This is a genomic window from Spiroplasma ixodetis (genome assembly GCF_040369795.1).
GTDB lineage: Bacteria > Bacillota_I > Bacilli_A > Mycoplasmatales > VBWQ01 > Spiroplasma_E > Spiroplasma_E ixodetis_B.
The window spans coordinates 817280-835103 of the sequence record NZ_AP028955.1; the positions used below are offsets into that span (position 1 = coordinate 817280).

At 22.9% G+C, this 17824-nt stretch carries 22 protein-coding genes and 2 pseudogenes; 17 read left to right on the forward strand and 7 right to left on the reverse strand.

Going from position 1 to position 17824, the window contains the following annotated elements; genetic code table 4:
* Positions 1–220 precede the first annotated feature (220 nt).
* From ABWV63_RS05920 to ABWV63_RS05935, 4 genes are all read left to right on the forward strand, one after another.
* Positions 221–3289, forward strand: a complete 3069-nt coding sequence (locus tag ABWV63_RS05920) for a DNA polymerase III subunit alpha (RefSeq protein WP_353305595.1) — start codon at positions 221–223, stop codon at positions 3287–3289.
* Between the two features lie 473 nt (positions 3290–3762).
* Positions 3763–4122 carry an IS630 transposase-related protein gene (locus ABWV63_RS05925; protein WP_353305596.1) on the forward strand — a complete coding sequence of 120 codons (360 nt, stop codon included), beginning with the start codon at positions 3763–3765 and terminating at the stop codon, positions 4120–4122.
* Positions 4123–4162: 40 nt separating this feature from the next.
* Positions 4163–4510: a transposase gene (locus ABWV63_RS05930; RefSeq protein WP_353305597.1), complete on the forward strand. Its 348-nt coding sequence runs from the start codon at positions 4163–4165 to the stop codon at positions 4508–4510.
* Between the two features lie 57 nt (positions 4511–4567).
* Entirely contained in the window at positions 4568–5806 is a 1239-nt protein-coding gene (locus ABWV63_RS05935; RefSeq protein ID WP_353305598.1) for an IS256 family transposase, read from the forward strand.
* A gap of 40 nt (positions 5807–5846) precedes the next feature.
* Here ABWV63_RS05935 and ABWV63_RS05940 read toward each other — a convergent pair whose 3' ends face one another.
* From ABWV63_RS05940 to ABWV63_RS05950, 3 genes are all read right to left on the reverse strand, one after another.
* Complete coding sequence (locus ABWV63_RS05940) at positions 5847–6116, reverse strand: transposase (protein ID WP_353305599.1); 270 nt, start codon at positions 6114–6116, stop codon at positions 5847–5849.
* Positions 6117–6231: 115 nt separating this feature from the next.
* Entirely contained in the window at positions 6232–6639 is a 408-nt protein-coding gene (locus tag ABWV63_RS05945; RefSeq protein WP_353305600.1) for a transposase family protein, read from the reverse strand.
* A 23-nt stretch (positions 6640–6662) separates the two neighbouring features.
* Positions 6663–7181, reverse strand: a complete 519-nt coding sequence (locus ABWV63_RS05950) for a transposase family protein (RefSeq protein WP_353305601.1) — start codon at positions 7179–7181, stop codon at positions 6663–6665.
* A 98-nt stretch (positions 7182–7279) separates the two neighbouring features.
* On the opposite strand from ABWV63_RS05950, the gene ABWV63_RS05955 reads away from it, so the two are divergent.
* On the forward strand, positions 7280–7459 hold the full coding sequence (locus ABWV63_RS05955) for a transposase (protein ID WP_353305602.1): 180 nt from the start codon (positions 7280–7282) through the stop codon (positions 7457–7459).
* A gap of 57 nt (positions 7460–7516) precedes the next feature.
* Entirely contained in the window at positions 7517–7768 is a 252-nt protein-coding gene (locus tag ABWV63_RS05960; protein ID WP_353307198.1) for a transposase, read from the forward strand.
* Positions 7769–8114: 346 nt separating this feature from the next.
* Here ABWV63_RS05960 and ABWV63_RS05965 read toward each other — a convergent pair whose 3' ends face one another.
* Both ABWV63_RS05965 and ABWV63_RS05970 read right to left on the reverse strand, forming a co-directional pair.
* Positions 8115–8306 carry a transposase gene (locus tag ABWV63_RS05965; RefSeq protein WP_353305603.1) on the reverse strand — a complete coding sequence of 64 codons (192 nt, stop codon included), beginning with the start codon at positions 8304–8306 and terminating at the stop codon, positions 8115–8117.
* Between the two features lie 22 nt (positions 8307–8328).
* Entirely contained in the window at positions 8329–8520 is a 192-nt protein-coding gene (locus ABWV63_RS05970) for a hypothetical protein (protein WP_353305604.1), read from the reverse strand.
* A 141-nt stretch (positions 8521–8661) separates the two neighbouring features.
* On the opposite strand from ABWV63_RS05970, the gene ABWV63_RS05975 reads away from it, so the two are divergent.
* Together ABWV63_RS05975 and ABWV63_RS05980 are read left to right on the forward strand one after the other, a co-directional pair.
* On the forward strand, positions 8662–9081 hold the full coding sequence (locus ABWV63_RS05975) for an IS630 transposase-related protein (RefSeq protein ID WP_353305605.1): 420 nt from the start codon (positions 8662–8664) through the stop codon (positions 9079–9081).
* 102 nt (positions 9082–9183) lie between these two features.
* On the forward strand, positions 9184–9549 hold the full coding sequence (locus ABWV63_RS05980) for a transposase (RefSeq protein WP_353305606.1): 366 nt from the start codon (positions 9184–9186) through the stop codon (positions 9547–9549).
* Here the strand turns inward: ABWV63_RS05980 and ABWV63_RS05985 are convergent, their stop codons facing one another.
* Positions 9550–9972: an IS630 transposase-related protein gene (locus ABWV63_RS05985; protein WP_353305607.1), complete on the reverse strand. Its 423-nt coding sequence runs from the start codon at positions 9970–9972 to the stop codon at positions 9550–9552.
* A 376-nt stretch (positions 9973–10348) separates the two neighbouring features.
* Between ABWV63_RS05985 and ABWV63_RS05990 the strand changes: the two genes are divergently transcribed.
* The 8 genes from ABWV63_RS05990 to ABWV63_RS06025 all read left to right on the forward strand — a co-directional run bounded on the left by ABWV63_RS05990 (position 10349) and on the right by ABWV63_RS06025 (position 16179).
* Positions 10349–10693 carry a PQ-loop domain-containing transporter gene (locus ABWV63_RS05990; protein WP_353305608.1) on the forward strand — a complete coding sequence of 115 codons (345 nt, stop codon included), beginning with the start codon at positions 10349–10351 and terminating at the stop codon, positions 10691–10693.
* 8 nt (positions 10694–10701) lie between these two features.
* Entirely contained in the window at positions 10702–11070 is a 369-nt protein-coding gene (locus ABWV63_RS05995) for a PQ-loop domain-containing transporter (RefSeq protein ID WP_353305609.1), read from the forward strand.
* A 155-nt stretch (positions 11071–11225) separates the two neighbouring features.
* Positions 11226–12509, forward strand: a complete 1284-nt coding sequence (locus tag ABWV63_RS06000; protein WP_353305610.1) for a methyltransferase domain-containing protein — start codon at positions 11226–11228, stop codon at positions 12507–12509.
* A gap of 11 nt (positions 12510–12520) precedes the next feature.
* Positions 12521–13270, forward strand: a complete 750-nt coding sequence (locus ABWV63_RS06005) for a protein phosphatase 2C domain-containing protein (RefSeq protein ID WP_353305611.1) — start codon at positions 12521–12523, stop codon at positions 13268–13270.
* A gap of 84 nt (positions 13271–13354) precedes the next feature.
* The gene (locus ABWV63_RS06010; RefSeq protein ID WP_353305612.1) at positions 13355–14326 is read left to right on the forward strand and encodes a serine/threonine-protein kinase; all 972 of its coding nucleotides are present in this window, start codon (positions 13355–13357) and stop codon (positions 14324–14326) included.
* A 12-nt stretch (positions 14327–14338) separates the two neighbouring features.
* Positions 14339–15220: a ribosome small subunit-dependent GTPase A gene (gene rsgA, locus ABWV63_RS06015; RefSeq protein WP_353305613.1), complete on the forward strand. Its 882-nt coding sequence runs from the start codon at positions 14339–14341 to the stop codon at positions 15218–15220.
* A 13-nt stretch (positions 15221–15233) separates the two neighbouring features.
* Positions 15234–15920: a ribulose-phosphate 3-epimerase gene (locus ABWV63_RS06020; protein WP_353305614.1), complete on the forward strand. Its 687-nt coding sequence runs from the start codon at positions 15234–15236 to the stop codon at positions 15918–15920.
* Positions 15910–16179: a hypothetical protein gene (locus ABWV63_RS06025; RefSeq protein WP_353305615.1), complete on the forward strand. Its 270-nt coding sequence runs from the start codon at positions 15910–15912 to the stop codon at positions 16177–16179. The genes ABWV63_RS06020 and ABWV63_RS06025 overlap by 11 nt, the downstream gene beginning before the upstream one ends.
* Positions 16180–16381: 202 nt before the next feature.
* Here ABWV63_RS06025 and ABWV63_RS06030 read toward each other — a convergent pair.
* Positions 16382–16537 (reverse strand): annotated as a pseudogene (locus tag ABWV63_RS06030) (transposase); the annotation flags it as partial.
* A 76-nt stretch (positions 16538–16613) separates the two neighbouring features.
* Between ABWV63_RS06030 and ABWV63_RS06035 the strand changes: the two are divergent.
* Positions 16614–17735, forward strand: a pseudogene (locus ABWV63_RS06035) (IS3 family transposase).
* The last annotated feature ends 89 nt before the right edge of the window (positions 17736–17824 follow it).

Genomic DNA, 17824 nt, shown 5'->3' on the forward strand with positions numbered 1-17824 from the left:
GAAATATTATTATTAACAATTGATTAAATTTATTTACGGAATATGTCTATTATAATTTTTCCAAGTTATTTATTATTAATTATATGGAAAAAATAATGTTTATTTTAAGTGTTTTAAATAGTTTTGTATTGAAAGCAATAACTAAAGAATAACCTAGCAAGATAAAATGGTGTTAAAATTAACTTGTAATATAAGTCATTCAAGAATTGTAGGGGATAGTATGAAATATATAGTTAATTTAAATGTTCGTTCTAATTATTCATTTCTTTCATCAACTATTAAAATAAGTGATTATATTGAATTTGCTAAAAAAAATAATTTAAAAGTTCTATCTTTAGTAGATAAAAATATAATGTATGGTGCTTATGAATTTTGTAATTTATGTATAGAGAATGATATTAAACCATTAATTGGTTTAAATTGTGTTTGAGAAAGTGCTAGTGATAAAGTTGAATTAACTATTATGGCAACTTCATATGCTGGTTATCAAAGATTAATAGAACTTTCTACTATTATTAGTACTAATAATAATATTGTTACTACTAATGATGTAAAAAAATATCTTAATCAAACACGTGAAGTTTTAGTTATTATTCATGCTAATAACAAAAATATTAGATATATTAAAAATAATTATGATATTTTAAATTCAACAGGTCATGAACTAGTTTATTTTGGTTTAGTAACTAGTGATATGGATAATATTACTTTATTAAAATCGATTACATCTAATATTATTCCAATTGATTTGGTTTTATATTTAGATGAAAAACAACATCGTACTTATCAAATTTTACAAGCTATTAAAGAACAAAAAACATTAAAATCAGAAGATTTATCAAAAAGTAATGATTTTTTATATAAAACTAAACAAGATTTAATACAACATTATCCAAATGAAATTATTGAAAACATTGAAAAGGTTATTTGATTATGTAATTTAAAATTTCCTAAGAATAAGCCAAATAGTGCAGAATTAAGTTTACCAAAATTTACTTGCCCTAATAATCTTACTAGTAATTTATATTTGCAAGAATTATGTAAGCAGGGATTAGAAGCGCATTTTCAAAGTCGTGAAATTCCTGAAACATACGTTAAAAGAGTTTTATATGAATTACAAGTAATTAATGAAATGGGTTTTGCTGATTATTTTTTAATTGTTAATGATTATGTTAAATTCGCAAAAAGCAAGAATATAATGGTTGGACCAGGTAGAGGAAGTGTTGCTGGTAGTTTAGTGGCATATGTTTTAGGAATTACTGGTGTTGATCCTATTGCTTATAATTTAATTTTTGAAAGATTTTTAAATCCAGAACGAATATCATTACCAGACATTGATATCGATTTTGAAGATACAAGAAGAGATGAAGTTATTAAATATATTCATCAAAAATATGGCAAAGAACATGTTGCATATATTGTTACTTTTCAAACAATTGCTAGTAAAATGGCAATTCGTGATTTGGGAAGAGTTTTTCAAGTTAATATCGAAGATATTAATGAAATGACAAAATTAATACCAATTAAATATAATTTTGAAATAGATATGGCTATTAAACAATCACCAAAATTAGCATGATATGCAAATAAGTATCCTTTATTGTTTACTTTAACCAAAGAAATTCTTGGTTTTCCACGACAAACTAGTACTCATGCAGCAGGAATCGTTATTACAAGTGCAGCATTAGTTACTGCTATTCCATTACAATTAGGATTTCAAGGTATTTATCAAACGCAATTTCCAATGCAAACCCTAGAAGCTCTTGGTTTGATAAAAATGGATATTTTAGGATTACGTAATTTAACTATTTTGCAAAATATTTTACAACAAGTAAGTAAACATTATTTTTTAAATTTAAAATTATCTCAAATTCCTTTAAATGATGAAAAAAGTTTTAGCATTATTAAAGATGGTGATACAACCGGTATTTTTCAATTGGAATCTTCAGGAATGCGTCAAATTTTAATTAAAATGAAAGTTGATAGCTTAGAAGATATTATTGCTAGTTCTTCTTTATTTCGTCCTGGACCACAAGAGTACATTCAAGATTATATTAATCGTAAATTAGGAAAACAAAAAGTTGCGTATATTCATGAAGATTTAAAACCTTATTTAGCATCAACTTATGGCATTATTATTTATCAAGAACAAATATTATTAATTTTACAGAAAGTTGCTGGTTATTCATTAGGAAAAGCTGATTTAATTCGTCGTGCAATTAGTAAAAAAGATAATACAGTTATGAAAGAACAAGCAAACTCATTTATTAAAAGTGCTGTTAATAGAGGTTATTCATCAAGAGTTGTTAAGAAAATATGAGAAGATATTGACAAATTTGCTGGTTATGGATTTAATCGATCTCATGCTGTTGCTTATTCATTAATTAGTTATTATTTAGTTTATTTAAAAGCAAATTATCCATTGGCATTTATGGTATCGTTATTAAGTAGTGTTATTGGTAATGATCAAAAAATGTTACAATATTTGAATGAATGTCAAAAATATCAAATTAAAGTTTTACCACCATCAATTCAATTTTCTGGAATTGATTTTTTAATTGATGATGCTAAAAAAGTTATTCGTTATAGTTTACAAGCAATTAAGCAAATGAGTCAAGGTAGTTGTAGTAATCTTATTAAAGAACGTACTAGTAATGGATTTTTTCAAGATTTTTTTAATTTTTGTGCTCGAGCAATATTTATTGGTTTGAATCGTAAAAACATTGAACATTTAATTGCCGCTGGTGCTTTAGATGATATTCAATCAAATCGAACAATGTTATTATTAAACTTGGATGCTGCATTAGAATATGCCAATATGGTACAGGTAAAAGATGAAACTAGTGGCAAATTATCATTAAATTTTAATTTAATCGCTAATCCAATTATGTTACAAAGAGAAGATGATTGAAATAATAATAGTATTAATGAACATCGTGCATTAGGAATTTACTTAAAATATAATCCTAAATTACTATGAAAAGAGCAATTAGATCCTCATAATAAAGCTATTGATTTAGCATATATTAATAATTATGTTGATCAACATGTTAGAGTATATGGAGTTATCAATAATATTAGAGTAATTAAAACTAAAAATAAAAAATTAATGGCTTTTTTTGAAATGCAAAATGATAGTAATGTTATTGAAGTAACAATTTTTGAAAAGTTATATCAAATATACCAAGAATATTTACAAGTTAATAAAGTAATTTTAATGGAAGGAAAGGTAGAAATTTATAATGATAATATTCAGTTAATTTTATCAAGAGTAATTAAAAATTTATAGTAAGCATATAATTTTATCTATGCTTACTATATTAAATAATAAATATAATCAATGATTTTTAAGTTTCTTAGTTTAATTTCTAATAATAAATAAAAAATTAATGAACATAATAATTATTAATAATTTCACAATTTTCAATAGCATCTCAAAAGTTATTATCTACTTTTTTTTATTTTTAAATAAATATTTAAAAAGATTAGTAATATAGTTATAAATAATAAAATCGGACTTAAAATTATAGCAAAAACAATTCCAATTTTTAGTTGTACTAATGATTTAAGATTATAGTTTTCAACAATATTTCGGAAGAGGTAATGTTTACAAAAATATAATTTATTATTAGTTAATATATATAGCTAACTAAAGTAATGTTTACTCATAAATAATGTAAAATAATAATATGTAATTTAAACAGTTTTTGAATTTAAAAGTACAATTCAGCAATATTTAAAATAGATTAGGAAGATTAAATTATGCCAAAACCATACAGTGAAGACTTACGAAGAAAAGTAATAGAAGCCTATGAAAGTAAAAACATGAAAATTAAAGAAATTTGTAAAGTGTTCAATATTACTAGAAAGACTTTATTATTATGAAGAAAAAGAAAAAAAGAAACTGGGCATATAAAACCAATTTTTAATTATCAAAAAGTACATAGCCACAAAATAAAGGATTTAGATGAATTAAAAAATTATTTAGCGCTAAATAAATATGTTACAGTCCAAAAAGTAATTGAAAAATTTGATGATATGACTAAAGAAACAGTTTATAACTATTTCAAAAAACTAAATTATACAAATAAAAAAAACTTTTCTATATGAACAAAGAGATAAAAATAAACAAGAAGATTTTTTAAAAGAAATAGCTAAAATAATGAATGAAGATTTAGTATTATATATTGATGAATCTGGAATTGATGATAATGAATTTTATAAATATGGTTGATCTGAAAAAGGTAAAAGATTATTTGATAATAAACCCGCATATAAAATAAAAAGAATGAGTATAATTCGTTCGCTAAATAAAGGTAAATTAAAAGCCATATGAGTATTTGAATGACATTGCAACAGTAAAATTTTTGAATCATATGTAAAAAATATACTAATTCCAGTATTAAAGCGTGGACAAATTATAGTTTTAGATAATGCAAAGTTTCATAAATCTAAATTAACACAACAATTAATGGTAATGTTTAGTAATCTGTGTAACTTACAAAAATAACTATGTTTAATTAATTCTAGTAAATAAAATTAAATAAATAGAAATAGTGAGTTACGTATGTCTAAAAAACAAAATATTAATAATAATGATCCAATATCAAAAGCAGTAGATTTATTATTAGAAAACACTGAAGATTTAACAACAGTTTTTAAAGAGGGAGGTTTATATAAAGAATTAACAAAAAGATTAGTTGAAAAAATGTTGAATTCTGAAATGCAAAATTATTTAGGATATGAAAAAAATAAACATAATACTAGTGAAAATGCTCGCAATGGTATAAATTCAAAAAAATTAATAACCCAACAAGGTAAAATTGAGATTAATGTACAACGAGATCGTAATAGTAATTTTGAGCCAGTAATAGTTGCAAAAAGACAAAGAAGATTTGATGGTTTTGATCAACAAGTTCTTTCATTATATGCCAAAGGCATGACTTTATCAGATATTAGAATGCAGTTACAAGAGTTATATCATGGTGCTGATATTAGTGAAAGTGTTATTAGTCAAATTACTGATGATGTTATTGATGATGTTAAAGCATGACAAAATCGGCCATTAGAAAGTGTTTATCCGATTGTTTATTTTGATTGTATAGTAGTTAAAGTACGACAAGATAAACGCATTATTAACAAATCAGTTTATATAGAACTAGGAGTTGATTTAGAAGGTAAAAAAGATGTTTTAGGTTTATGAATTAGTGAAAATGAAGGTTCTAAGTTTTGATTATCTAATTTCACAGAAATGAAAAATCGAGGCTTAAATGATATTCTTATTGCTTGTAGTGACAATTTAACAGAAATGTCAGAAGCGATACAATCAGTTTATCCTAAAACCGAACATCAATTATGCATAGTTCATCAAATTAGAAATAGTTTAAAATATGTTTCATGCAAACATAGAAAATCACTAGTTACAGATTTAAAACCAATTTATAGTGCATGTAGTGAAGAACAAGCAATGCAAGCTTTAGAATCTTTTGAAAGTAAATGAAATAAACAATATCCTCAAATTGCTAAATCATGATATAAAAATTGAGATAATTTAATGGTTTTTATTAGTTATCCTGCAGAAATCAAAAGAGTGATTTATACAACAAATGCTATTGAATCTGTTAATAGTCAATTACGAAAAGTTATTAGAAATAAAAAAGTTTTTCCAAATGATATGGCAGTTTTTAAAATATTTTACTTAGCAATTGAAAATATAACAAAAAAATGAAAACTGCCCATTCAAAATTGAAATACAGCAATTGCTCATTTTATGATAAAATTTAAAGATAGAATTAATCTAAACTAGTAACTTTGTAAAAAGATACACAGATTTTTAAAAAGCCTCATTAAATTATCTCAATTTTACCTTGTTTGGTTATTAATTTTTTTGAATTTATACCATTGCGAGCATTATCACTAGTATTATGTTGATTTTTTTCATATCCTAAATAATTTTGCATTTCAGAATTCAACATTTTTTCAACTATTCTTTTTGTTAATTCTTTATATAAACCTCCCTCTTCAAAAACTGTTGTTAAATCTTCAGTATTTTTTAATAATAAATCTACTGCTTTTGATATTGGATCATTATTATTAATATTTTGTTTTTTAGACATAAGTAACTCACTCTTTCTAGTTATTTAATTTTATTTACTAGAATTAATTAAACATAGTTATTTTTGTAAGTTACACAGATTACTAAACATTACCAAAAATATTAAAAATATTTTTTTATTTTAATGGTTTTGTTTTATTAAAAATTTCACAAAGTAAGTTAAATCTTAAGTACATAAGCCTAAATATACTTTTTCTACATTTATTTATTAAAATTTTGAATCTTTTTAATCAAGCAAAAACATGTTCAACTTTAATTCTAATTTTTGAAATAATTTTATTGTAGATTTTTTCTTGTTTAGTTAATTTTTTATTTTTAGTTTTTTTAATCGGTAATATAGTATTTTTATAAATATTTTGTATTCCTTGATATCCCAAATCACCAATAATTATTGTTTTTTCTGAAAATTCAAGATTTGAATTTTTTAATATTTGAAAATCATGTACTTTTCCATTATCAGCAAAAATATCAATAATTTTTTTATTAAAAAAGTCATATATAATTTGAAATTTTATAGAAAACATTCAACTTTTACCAGAAAAATATTCTAACTGTAGTTTTTTTTAGTTGGTCTTTCAATTTCAATTTCAGTTGAATCAATTAAATAAAATTGAAATTCATTTAAATATTCTTGTTTTTTCTCAATTTTTGATTTATATTTTGTTTTTAAAAACTGATAATCTTTGTCATCACTAAGTTTATTTTCTACTCAAGTAATATTTCGAAAACAACTTGATGCACTCATTTTATATTTAATACTCATTTGGAAAAAAGTATAATATTCTTTTCAGTATACTAAAGTCATCATCAATCTTTCTTCAACTGAAAGTTTATATTTTCTACCTTTAGTTTTTTTTAAATTTTCTATTTCAATTAATTTTGTTAACATTTCATCAAAATGAAAACGTTTTATACCAAAATATCTATAAAATTGTTCATTTTTTAATTTTTTTAAATTTTCTATTTCAATTAATTTTGTTAACATTTCATCAAAATGAAAACGTTTTATACCAAAATATCTATAAAATTGTTCATTTTTTAATTTTTTTAAATTTTCAAAATTCATTTTTATCAACACCTTATTAATTTATTAATAAAGAAATTATAAAATAAATTTTAAATTATTAATTGACTTTTAAAAAATTTATTTACGGAATATGTCTAATGAATGAAGATTTAGTATATATTGATGAATCTGGAATTGATGATAATGAATTTTATAAATATGGTTGATCTGAAAAAGGTAAAAGATTATTTGATAATAAACCCGCATATAAAATAAAAAGAATGAGTATAATTGGTTCACTAAATAAAGGTAAATTAAAAGCCCTATGAGCATTTTAAGGAAATTGCAACAGTAAAATTTTTGAATCATATGTAAAAAATATACTAATTCCAGTATTAAAGTGTGGACAAATTATAGTTTTAGATAATGCAACGTTTCATAAATCTAAATTAACACAACAATTAATTGAAAATGCTGGATGAAAACTATTATTTCTTCCACCATATTCTCCTAATTTAAATCCAATTGAACATTTTTGATTTGCTATAAAACATAATATAAGAAAAATATTACCAAATTATTGACCAAATATTAAAAAAGCGATTGATTTTGTTTTTCAAGATATGAGTAAACATTACTTTAGTTAGATATATGTTTATTCATAATTTTTTTAATTTTTCGTCTTGGTAAATTAATTTTCTTTTATTTTAGAACCACTTTTAATCTTCTTGTTCCATAAGTTTCTTTATTTTCTTTAAAAGCACTAATAACAGCTTCATCATACATATTATTTTGAATTTTATCTTCTTTTTTTCTTGAAATTAAAATAATATGTTGATTTAGATATTTTTAAAAAACGACACATTGTACGAATTTTATATTTAACTTTATTTTTAGTAATAATTTCTATTTTCTGCCTATTATTAGTGCTACTTGCTTTAAAATATCATTTTCCATTCGTAACTGTTTTAATTCTTTTCTTAATTTAATTAATTAATTTTCTTTAACAGAATGGTTATCTTTGGTTTTAAAACTGCCTGAATTAGTAAATTGCTTAATTCAATTATAAGTAGCTGCTCTTGTAACATTGTACTCTTTAGCAAGACAAGACACTGACTTACCACTTTGATATAAAGCTACTATTTGTTTTTTAAATTCATCTGAATATGAGTTAATATTGGCCATAATTATAATTCCTTTCTTTTAACTAATTTGTTCACTTGTCTACGTAATTAGTGTCCAATAAAGTGTAACCCATCCACCAAGATGTCAAAGGTGTTTGTGACTTGTGAAAAATGGTGTCATGAAGAACACTAAATGTTTGATGACATTTTAAACATCTTATTCTTCTCAAATCAGAAACATTCAAACTAGAAGAAGCACACCTGATACATTTCATTACTTTCAACTTCGCTATATATAGCTAACTAAAGTAATGTTTACTCATAAATAATGTAAAATAATAATATGTAATTTAAACATTTTTTTAATTTAAAAGTACAATTCAGCAATATTTAAAATAGATTAGGAAGATTAAATTATGCCAAAACCATACAGTGAAGACTTACGAAGAAAAGTAATAGAAGCCTATGAAAGTAAAAAAATGAAAATTAAAGAAATTTGTAAAGTGTTCAATATTACTAGAAAGACTTTATTCTTATGAAGAAAAATAAAAAAAGAAACTGGGCATATAAAACCAATTTTGAATTATCAAAAAGGACATAGCCACAAAATAAAGGATTTAGATGAATTAAAAAATTATTTAGCGCAAAATAAAGATGTTACATTTCAAAAAGTAATTGAAAAATTTGGTGATATGACTAAAGAAACAGTTTATAACTATTTCAAAAAACTAAATTATACATATAAAAAAACTTTTCTATATGAACAAAGAGATAAAAACAAACAAGAAGATTTTTTAAAAGAAATAGCTAAAATAATGAATGAAGATTTAGTATAGATTGATGAATCTGGAATTGATGATAATGAATTTTATAAATATGGTTGATCTGAAAAAGGTAAAAGATTATTTGATAATAAACCCGCATATAAAATAAAAAGAATGAGTATAATTTGTTCACTAAATAAAGGTAAATTAAAAGCCCTATGAGCATTTGAAGGACATTGCAACAGTAAAATTTTTGAATCATATGTAAAAAATATACTAATTCCAGTATTAAAGCTTGGACAAATTATAGTTTTAGATAATGCAACGTTTCATAAATCTAAATTAACACAACAATTAATTGAAAATGCTGGATGCAAACTATTATTTCTTCCACCATATTCTCCTAATTTAAATCCAATTGAACATTTTTGATTTGCTATAAAACATAATATAAGAAAAATATTACCAAATTATTGGCCAAATATTAAAAAAGCGATTGATTTTATTTTTCAAGATATGAGTAAACATTACTTTAGTTAGCTATAATACTAAATATTCATTCATTACTTTAGCTATTTCTTTTAAAAAATCTTCTTGTTTATTTTTATCTCTTTGTTCATATAGAAAAGTTTTTTTATATGTATAATTTAGTTTTTTGAAATAGTTATAAACTATTTCTTTAGTCATATCACCAAATTTTTCAATTACTTTTTGAACTGTAACATCTTTATTTTGCCCTAAATAATTTTTCAATTCATCTAAATCCTTTATTTTGCGGCTATGTCCTTTTTGATAATTCAAAATTGGTTTTATATGCCCAGTTTCTTTTTTTCTTTTTCTTCATAAGAATAAAGTCTTTCTAGTAATATTGAACACTTTACAAATTTCTTTAATTTTCATATTTTTACTTTCATAGGCTTCTATTACTTTTCTTCGTAAGTCTTCACTGTATGGTTTTGGCATAATTTAATCTTCCTAATCTATTTTAAATATTGCTGAATTGTACTTTTAAATTCAAAAACTGTTTAAATTACATATTATTATTTTACATTATTTATGAGTAAACATTACTTTAGTTAGATATATTTCAAACAATCGTTTTCATTTTGAAATATGCTATTGAATTCATTTCAATTCATTTTTTCCTCCACACTAGTACATGTGGGGATAATTCCCTTTTTAATTTTTTTAGATTTATTTGAAAAAATATTAATTAAACACTTTCTATTTTAAATAATTAAAAGTGAAATAATGTTTTTTTTAATAAAACAAGATATAAATATATTAATAGTTTTAAAAAAACTACTAAAATATTTTTAAAATTTAATGGAGGATGAAAATGCAAACTTTTATTGGAATTATAGGTTATTTAGCCGGAATATTATCTATTATAACATTTATTCCACAAGCAATAAAAACAATAAAAACTAAGGAAACTAAACATATAATCTTATCAACTTATATTATTTACAATATTGCTAATCTTTTTTTCTTGATATTTGGAATACTTTCAGTAACATTACCAGTAATGTGACCAGAAGGTGCTGATACTCTTGAAATTGCAATTTGAGGTTCTATCTTAATAATACCGTATACAGTAACAATGACTGCAACTAATTGTATTATTTATGTTAAAGTAAAAAATATGAAAACGTTGGGCGAAAATGCTAGAAATTTGGAGTAATAAAAATAATGGCAAATACTGAATGATGAATTATTACTATAATAGGGATTATTGGAGCGCTTATTGCTGTTATAGCATTTTGTCCACAATCTTTAAAAACAATAAAAACTAAAAAAACAGATGGTATTTCTTTACTTACATTTATTCTTTATACAACAGCTAACAGTTTATGAGTATTATGGGGCATTATTCATTTATCATATCATGGCGGTTCTGAATCAACAATTTTAATGAAAGATTTAGTTATAATTTGTGCTAATACACCTTGTGCAATATGATCAGGAATTATTCTTGTTATTAAAATTAATAATATGTATAAATATGGTGAAGATTGTAAAAAATGAAAAGGTAAAGTAAATATAAAGAGCAACTTTTAATAGTTTATTTTTTATTAAAAATAATAATTTATTACTAAAAATGCATTGTAATGATGCATTTTTTAATAGTTATAATAGTAAAATACTTATCAAAATTAAAATTAATAATTTAAGTTATAATATATGTATAATTAAAAATTTTGTGGGGTTAAATAATGATAATTCAAAATGATGTTTATAAAATTCTAGTACAAGTAATCCTAGAAAAAGGTCATTGTAATGTTTTATTAGCACAAATGATGCGAGATAAAAATCTAACATTATCAGAAAAAGAAGCAATTGAAAAGATAGTACTAGGAACTTTAAAAAATCAAATTTATTTAGATTATATATTAAATCAAATATGAAATGTTTTGAAATCAGTAATTACTATTCCTTTTCGCATAACTATTTTATTATGAATAGTTTTATATGAAATCTATTTTTTAGAAATTACTAATAAAGAAATCTTCATTGAAAATAATTTAAAAAAAGTAAGAACCATTGATAATAAACTAACATTTATTATTTCTAAAGTATTAGATTTATGTTTTACTGAATTTAGATCAGAATTTAACTTACAAAAAGAAAGTAAACAAAATATTAAATTAATTAAATATAGTTATCCTAGTTGATTATATTATTTAATAAAATCACAATTTAGTATTAATATTGCAAATCAATTGATAAAAGATAACTTAAGAATGCCATTAATTAGTTTTAGAGTTAATACATTAAAAACTACTGTTAATAAAGTGTTAAACAATGAAAATTATAAATCTTTTAACTTTTGTTTAAGCAAGATAGTATCTGATGGTATGATTAGTTCAAAGTCAATTTTTAATACAAAATTATATGAAAATGGTGAAATTATTAAACAAGACCAAGCAAGTATGTTAGTTAGTCATTTTTTAAATCCACAACCATATGATGAAGTATTAGATATGTGTGCAGGAATTGCTAGTAAAACAGCTCATATGGAAACTTTAATGTCTAATCACGGTAAGATAGTTGCTTGTGATATCAATGAAGAACGATTAAAAATTGGTGCTACTTATTTAAAAAAATTAGGCGTAACAAATACTGAAATTAAATATGGTGATTCTACAATATTGGATGTTAATAATAAGTTTGACAAAATTTTAATTGATGCCCCTAGTGCTGCTTGAGGTTTAATTAAAAGAAAACCAGAAGTTAAACTTATCAATTGAAGTAAAGAAGAAATTAATCACTTAATTACTGTTCAATCAAAATTATTAAATAAGGCTTATCAAATTTTAAAACCCGAAGCAATAATTGTGTATGTTGCTTGTACTTTCAATATTAAAGAAAATCAAAATCAAATTGAGAAGTTTGTTAAAAATCACGCAGATATGACAATCATTGCAGAAAAACAATTTTTTGGTTTTAATAACAATACTGATGGATTTTATATTTGTAAATTAAAAAAAGGAATATAGGGGGTCAGTTTATGAAAATAAATGCTAGTTATAAAACAGATGTTGGTAATTATCGTACAAATAATCAAGATGCCGTTTTATATTTAACAAATAATACGGGACAAGTTATTGGTGTTGTTTGTGATGGTTTGGGTGGTCATAAATGTGGTGAAGTGGCCAGTAATATGGCTGTTAGTATGTTACAAAAATTTTTTGAAACAACAGATTTTACTAAATTAAAACATGATAAACAAATTCATGCATGATTACAAGAAAAGATAGATATTATTCAAATTGAAATGAATAATTTTAGTTTAAGTAATGAACAAGCGCTTGATATGGGAACAACTATGGTAATAATTTTAATTACTAATAACAAAGCTTATTTAGTAAATATTGGTGATTCACGTATTTATCAATATAATGAACAAGGATTAAAACAGTTAACAGTTGATCATAATATTTTAAATTTATATTTACAAAAAAACACAACTAAAGAATCAAGTGTTGATTTAAATCACACCTATTGAAAGGCATTAACTAGTGCTCTTGGTCCACGTAAGCCATTAAAAACCGATATTTTTCATTTACCCTTAATAATTCCATCATATTTTCTTTTAACTAGTGATGGTGTTCATGATTTTTTAGAAGAATATGAAATAGTTAATATTTTAGAAAAAAATGGAAATATTAATAACAAAGTTAAGTTATTAATTAAGCAAGCATTACTTAATGTTTCAACTGATAATGTTACTGTATTATTAATGGAAATAAAATTTTAGTCTTTTGACATTTTTGTGTAAAATATAAATTATAAATAAGTTAGTAATTTTTAAAAAATAAATTTAAAAGTAATGGTGAAACTAATGGAAATAAATAAATTATTGAATAATCGTTATCATATTTTAAAAATTATTGGTTCGGGTGGTATGGCTAAAGTTTATGAAGCACAAGATAAATATTTAAATCGGCAAGTCGCTTTAAAAGTAATTAATCCAATTTCACCACTAGATGACTTAATAAAAGAACGATTTTTGCAAGAAATTAGAGCAGTATCTAGAGTTAGACATCCCAATGTTATTTTGGTATATGATGTTTTTATTGATAAGAAAGATTGATGCTTAGTTTTTGAATTATTAGAAGGTAAAACATTAAAAGAATATTTAAGTAATTATTCAGTTTTATCAGTTAATGAAGTTATAGTTATTATGAAAGAAATTTTAAAAGGGGTTAATGCGTGTCATGTAGTCAATATTATTCATCGTGATTTAAAACCTGAAAATATTATTTTAACTAGTAGTGGAGCAATTAAAGTTTTAGACTTTGGTATTGCTGTTATTGATGATTATGAAGTTAAAAAACACGCTAATCAAGTTGTAGGCACAATGAAATATATTGCTCCAGAAGTAGTAAAATTTCAAAAACCAACAATTCAAAGTGATATTTATGCTTTAGGTATTATATTATATGAATTATTAGTTGGTAAACCACCTTTTTTTCATAAAAATCCACAAATATTAGCGGTCAAACATATTAAAGAACCAATGCCATTAATTCATGAAATTAATAAAAATATTCCACAAAGTTTAGAAAATATTATTTTGAAGGCAACTGCTAAGGATATTAATGATCGCTATCGGACAATTAGTGAATTGAGTAATGATTTAGATTGTTGTTTAAAAATGGAAAATAAAAATAATATGTTATTTAATAAAAATTACTTAAATTCACAAAAATTAAAAAAACCATTTTATTTAAAAAAAGAATTTTTATCATATTTAATTTTAATTATATTATTACTTATTGGTGTTATTATAAGTATATTAATTTTATATTAATTGGAGGACACTATGAACTTTAAACAAGGAATAGTTATTGGAGTTGCAAATAACTTTGTTGAAGTAAGAATTGAAAATCAAATTTATTCTTGTTTAATCAAAGGAAATTTAAAATTTCAAACAGCAAAAATTTTAGTTGGTGATTATGTTAAAGTTAATTTTAAAGATGATAAAAACCCTTTGGTTGAATTAATTTTGCCTCGATTTAATGAACTATATCGACCAAGCATTGCTAATGTTGATCAAGTATTAATTGTTAGTTCTCTTGTTAATCCTTTTCTTAGTAGTTTTCTATTAAATAAATTATTAACTATTTTTAATTATTATCATTTAAAAATAATTTTAATATTTACAAAAATTGATTTGGTAACTAAAGATAATGAAGTTTGAACAAAAGTTAAAGCATATCAGAATTTAAATTTACCAATAATTTTTATTTCAAATTTTAAAAAAAATGGTATTGAAGATTTAAAAAAAGTTTTTACAAACAAGTTATCAATATTAACAGGTACTTCAGGAGTGGGAAAGAGTTCAACTTTAAATAGTTTGGATAATAATTTAAAACTATGAACACAGGGTATTTCTACAAGTTTAAATCGTGGTAAACATACCACAACTAAAACTCGCCTTTATTTTTTACATGATGGTATTATTGCAGATACACCTGGTTTTTCAGTCTTTCAGTTTCAAGGTTTAAGTAGTATTGATATTGCTACTAATTTTCCTAGTTTTACTAATATTTGACAAAATTGTAAGTTTCGTACTTGCTTACATCAGCAAGAACCAGAATGTGCAATTAAAAAAGCAGTTGCAAATAAAATAATTTCCAGTTTTTTTTATGAAGATTATTGTAAAATTTTAATAGAATTCAATAAAATTAATAATTTAAAATAAAGGATGGTAATATATGAAAAAAGAAGTGACGATTGCCGCTAGCATTTTAACTGCTAACTTTCTATCTTTAAAAGATGATTTATTAAATTTACAAAATGCAGGAATTAATTGAATTCATTTTGATGTTATGGATCATCATTTTGTTGAAAATTTAAGTTTTGGTGCAAAAATATTAAGTGATGTATGTAAATTTAGTTCTAATATCAATATTGATTGTCATATGATGGTAAAGATAACAACATTAAAAGTATGTGATTATTTAAAACCATTTATAATTTTACCGCAAGTTAAAAATATTACTTTGCATTATGAAGCATTAACAGAAGAGCAATTAAAAGAATTTATGCAGTGAAAAAACCCTGGTTTTAAAAAAGGAATTGCCATTAATCCTGATACACCAATTTCAAAAATTTATGATTATTTGAAAGATCTTGATACAATTTTAATTATGAGTGTGCAACCAGGTGCGGGTGGAAAACGTTTTTTAGATTTAACTATTAATAAAATTAAAATGTTAGTAAAACATATCGATAATAATTTTCCAAATATTACAATTGCTGTTGATGGTGGCATTAATAATTGAACAGCAAATGATTGTATTACTGCTGGTGCTAATTACTTAGTAGCGGGTAGTTATTTATTAAATAGTGATAATTCAGTAAAAAAACAAGTTGCGATGTTAACAAATTATGAAAAATAGTTATATTAAAAAATTAGTAATTGTTTGTCGTGATTATAATTTAATTTGAGAACAATTTATTAATCCAATTTTTATTGGTGTTGAAACTGGTGTTTTATCATGATTAAAATATAAAAAATCAATTAAGTTTATTTGTGGTGATAATGATACCATTAATAAACAACAGTTAAAGATTTTAAATGATCAAAGTAAAATACATAATTTTGAAATTATTACTTTTAATAAAAAAAATATTTTATTGATAGTGAACTTGCGATAGTTACTGCAATTTCCAAAAAAATTAATTTTCAACAAATAGTGATAGTAAGTGATGGAATACGTTGGGATATGTTACTTGCTAGTATTAATATAATAAAAAAATATGAATGTTTTAACCCAATTTTATTAGGTGAAAATAATTATTGTTTTTTATTAAAAGCAAAATCAGAATATATTTTTTACAATTGACAATTAACATATAGCTAACTAAAGTAATGTTTACTCATATCTTGAAAAAAATCAATAACTTTTTTAATATTTGGTCAATCATTTGGTAATATTTTTCTTATATTATGTTTTATAGCAAATCAAAAATGTTCAATTGGATTTAAATTAGGAGAATATGGTGGAAGAAAAATTGGATGGGTTACACTTTATGGGGCACTAATTACGTAGACAAGTGAACAAATTAGTTAAAAGAAAAGAATTATAATTATGGCCAATATTAACTCATATTCAGATGAATTAAAAAAACAAATAGTAGCTTTATATCAAAGTGGTAAGTCAGTGTTTTGTCTTGCTAAAGAGTACAATGTTACAAGAGCAGCTACTTATAATTGAATTAAGCAATTTACTAATTCAGGCAGTTTTAAAACTAAAGATAACCGTTCTGTTGAAGAAAACGTATTAATTGGATAAATTAAGAAAAGAATTAAAACAGTTACGAATGGAAAATGATATTTTAAAGCAAGCAGCACTAATAATAGGCAGAAAATAGAAATTATTACTAAAAATAAAGTTAAATATAAAATTCGTACAATGTGTCGTTTTTTAAAAATCTCTAAATCAACATATTATTTTAATTTCAAGAAAAAAGAAGATAAAATTCAAAATAATATGTATGATGAAGCTGTTATTAGCACTTTTAAAGAAAATAAAGAAACTTATGGAACAAGAAGATTAAAAGTTGTTCTAAAAGAAAAGAAAATTAATTTATCAAGACGAAAAATTAAAAAAATTATGAATAAACATAATTTAATATCAAAATACACTAAATTATCATACAAAAATTATCATAATAAAGTCAATGATAGTCAAATTACTAATCTTGTTAATAGAGACTTTAATAATAGGCTTAAAAATGAAGTTATTGTTAGTGATTTAACTTATGTTCAAGTTAATGGTAAATGAAACTATATTTGCTTATTAATCGACCTGTACAATCGCGAAATTATTGGACATAGTGTAGGTACTAAAGAAGATGCATCATTAGTATATCAAGCATTTATGTGCTCAAATAGTTGTTTAAAAAATATTCAAATATTTCATAGCGATCGCGGTAATGAATTTAATAATAAAAATATTGATAAACTTTTATTAGCCTTCAATATTACCCACTCTTTAAGCAAAAAAGGTTGTCCTTATGATAACGCTGTTGCTGAAGCAACTTTCAAAACAGAATTTATTAATGATAAAAATTTTACATCATTAATCCAATTAAAATTAGAATTATTTGATTATATCAATTGATACAACAACATAAGAATCCACAGCACTCTAAACTACTTAACCCCCATAAAACACCAAGCGCAAATGTCTACCAAAAAACAGTCCTAAAAAAGGTTGCCATTCCAAATTTTTTAAAATTTAGAAAAACTAATTATTATTTTATGCCAAAAGTATATTAATAAAATCTTAAAAAAAAG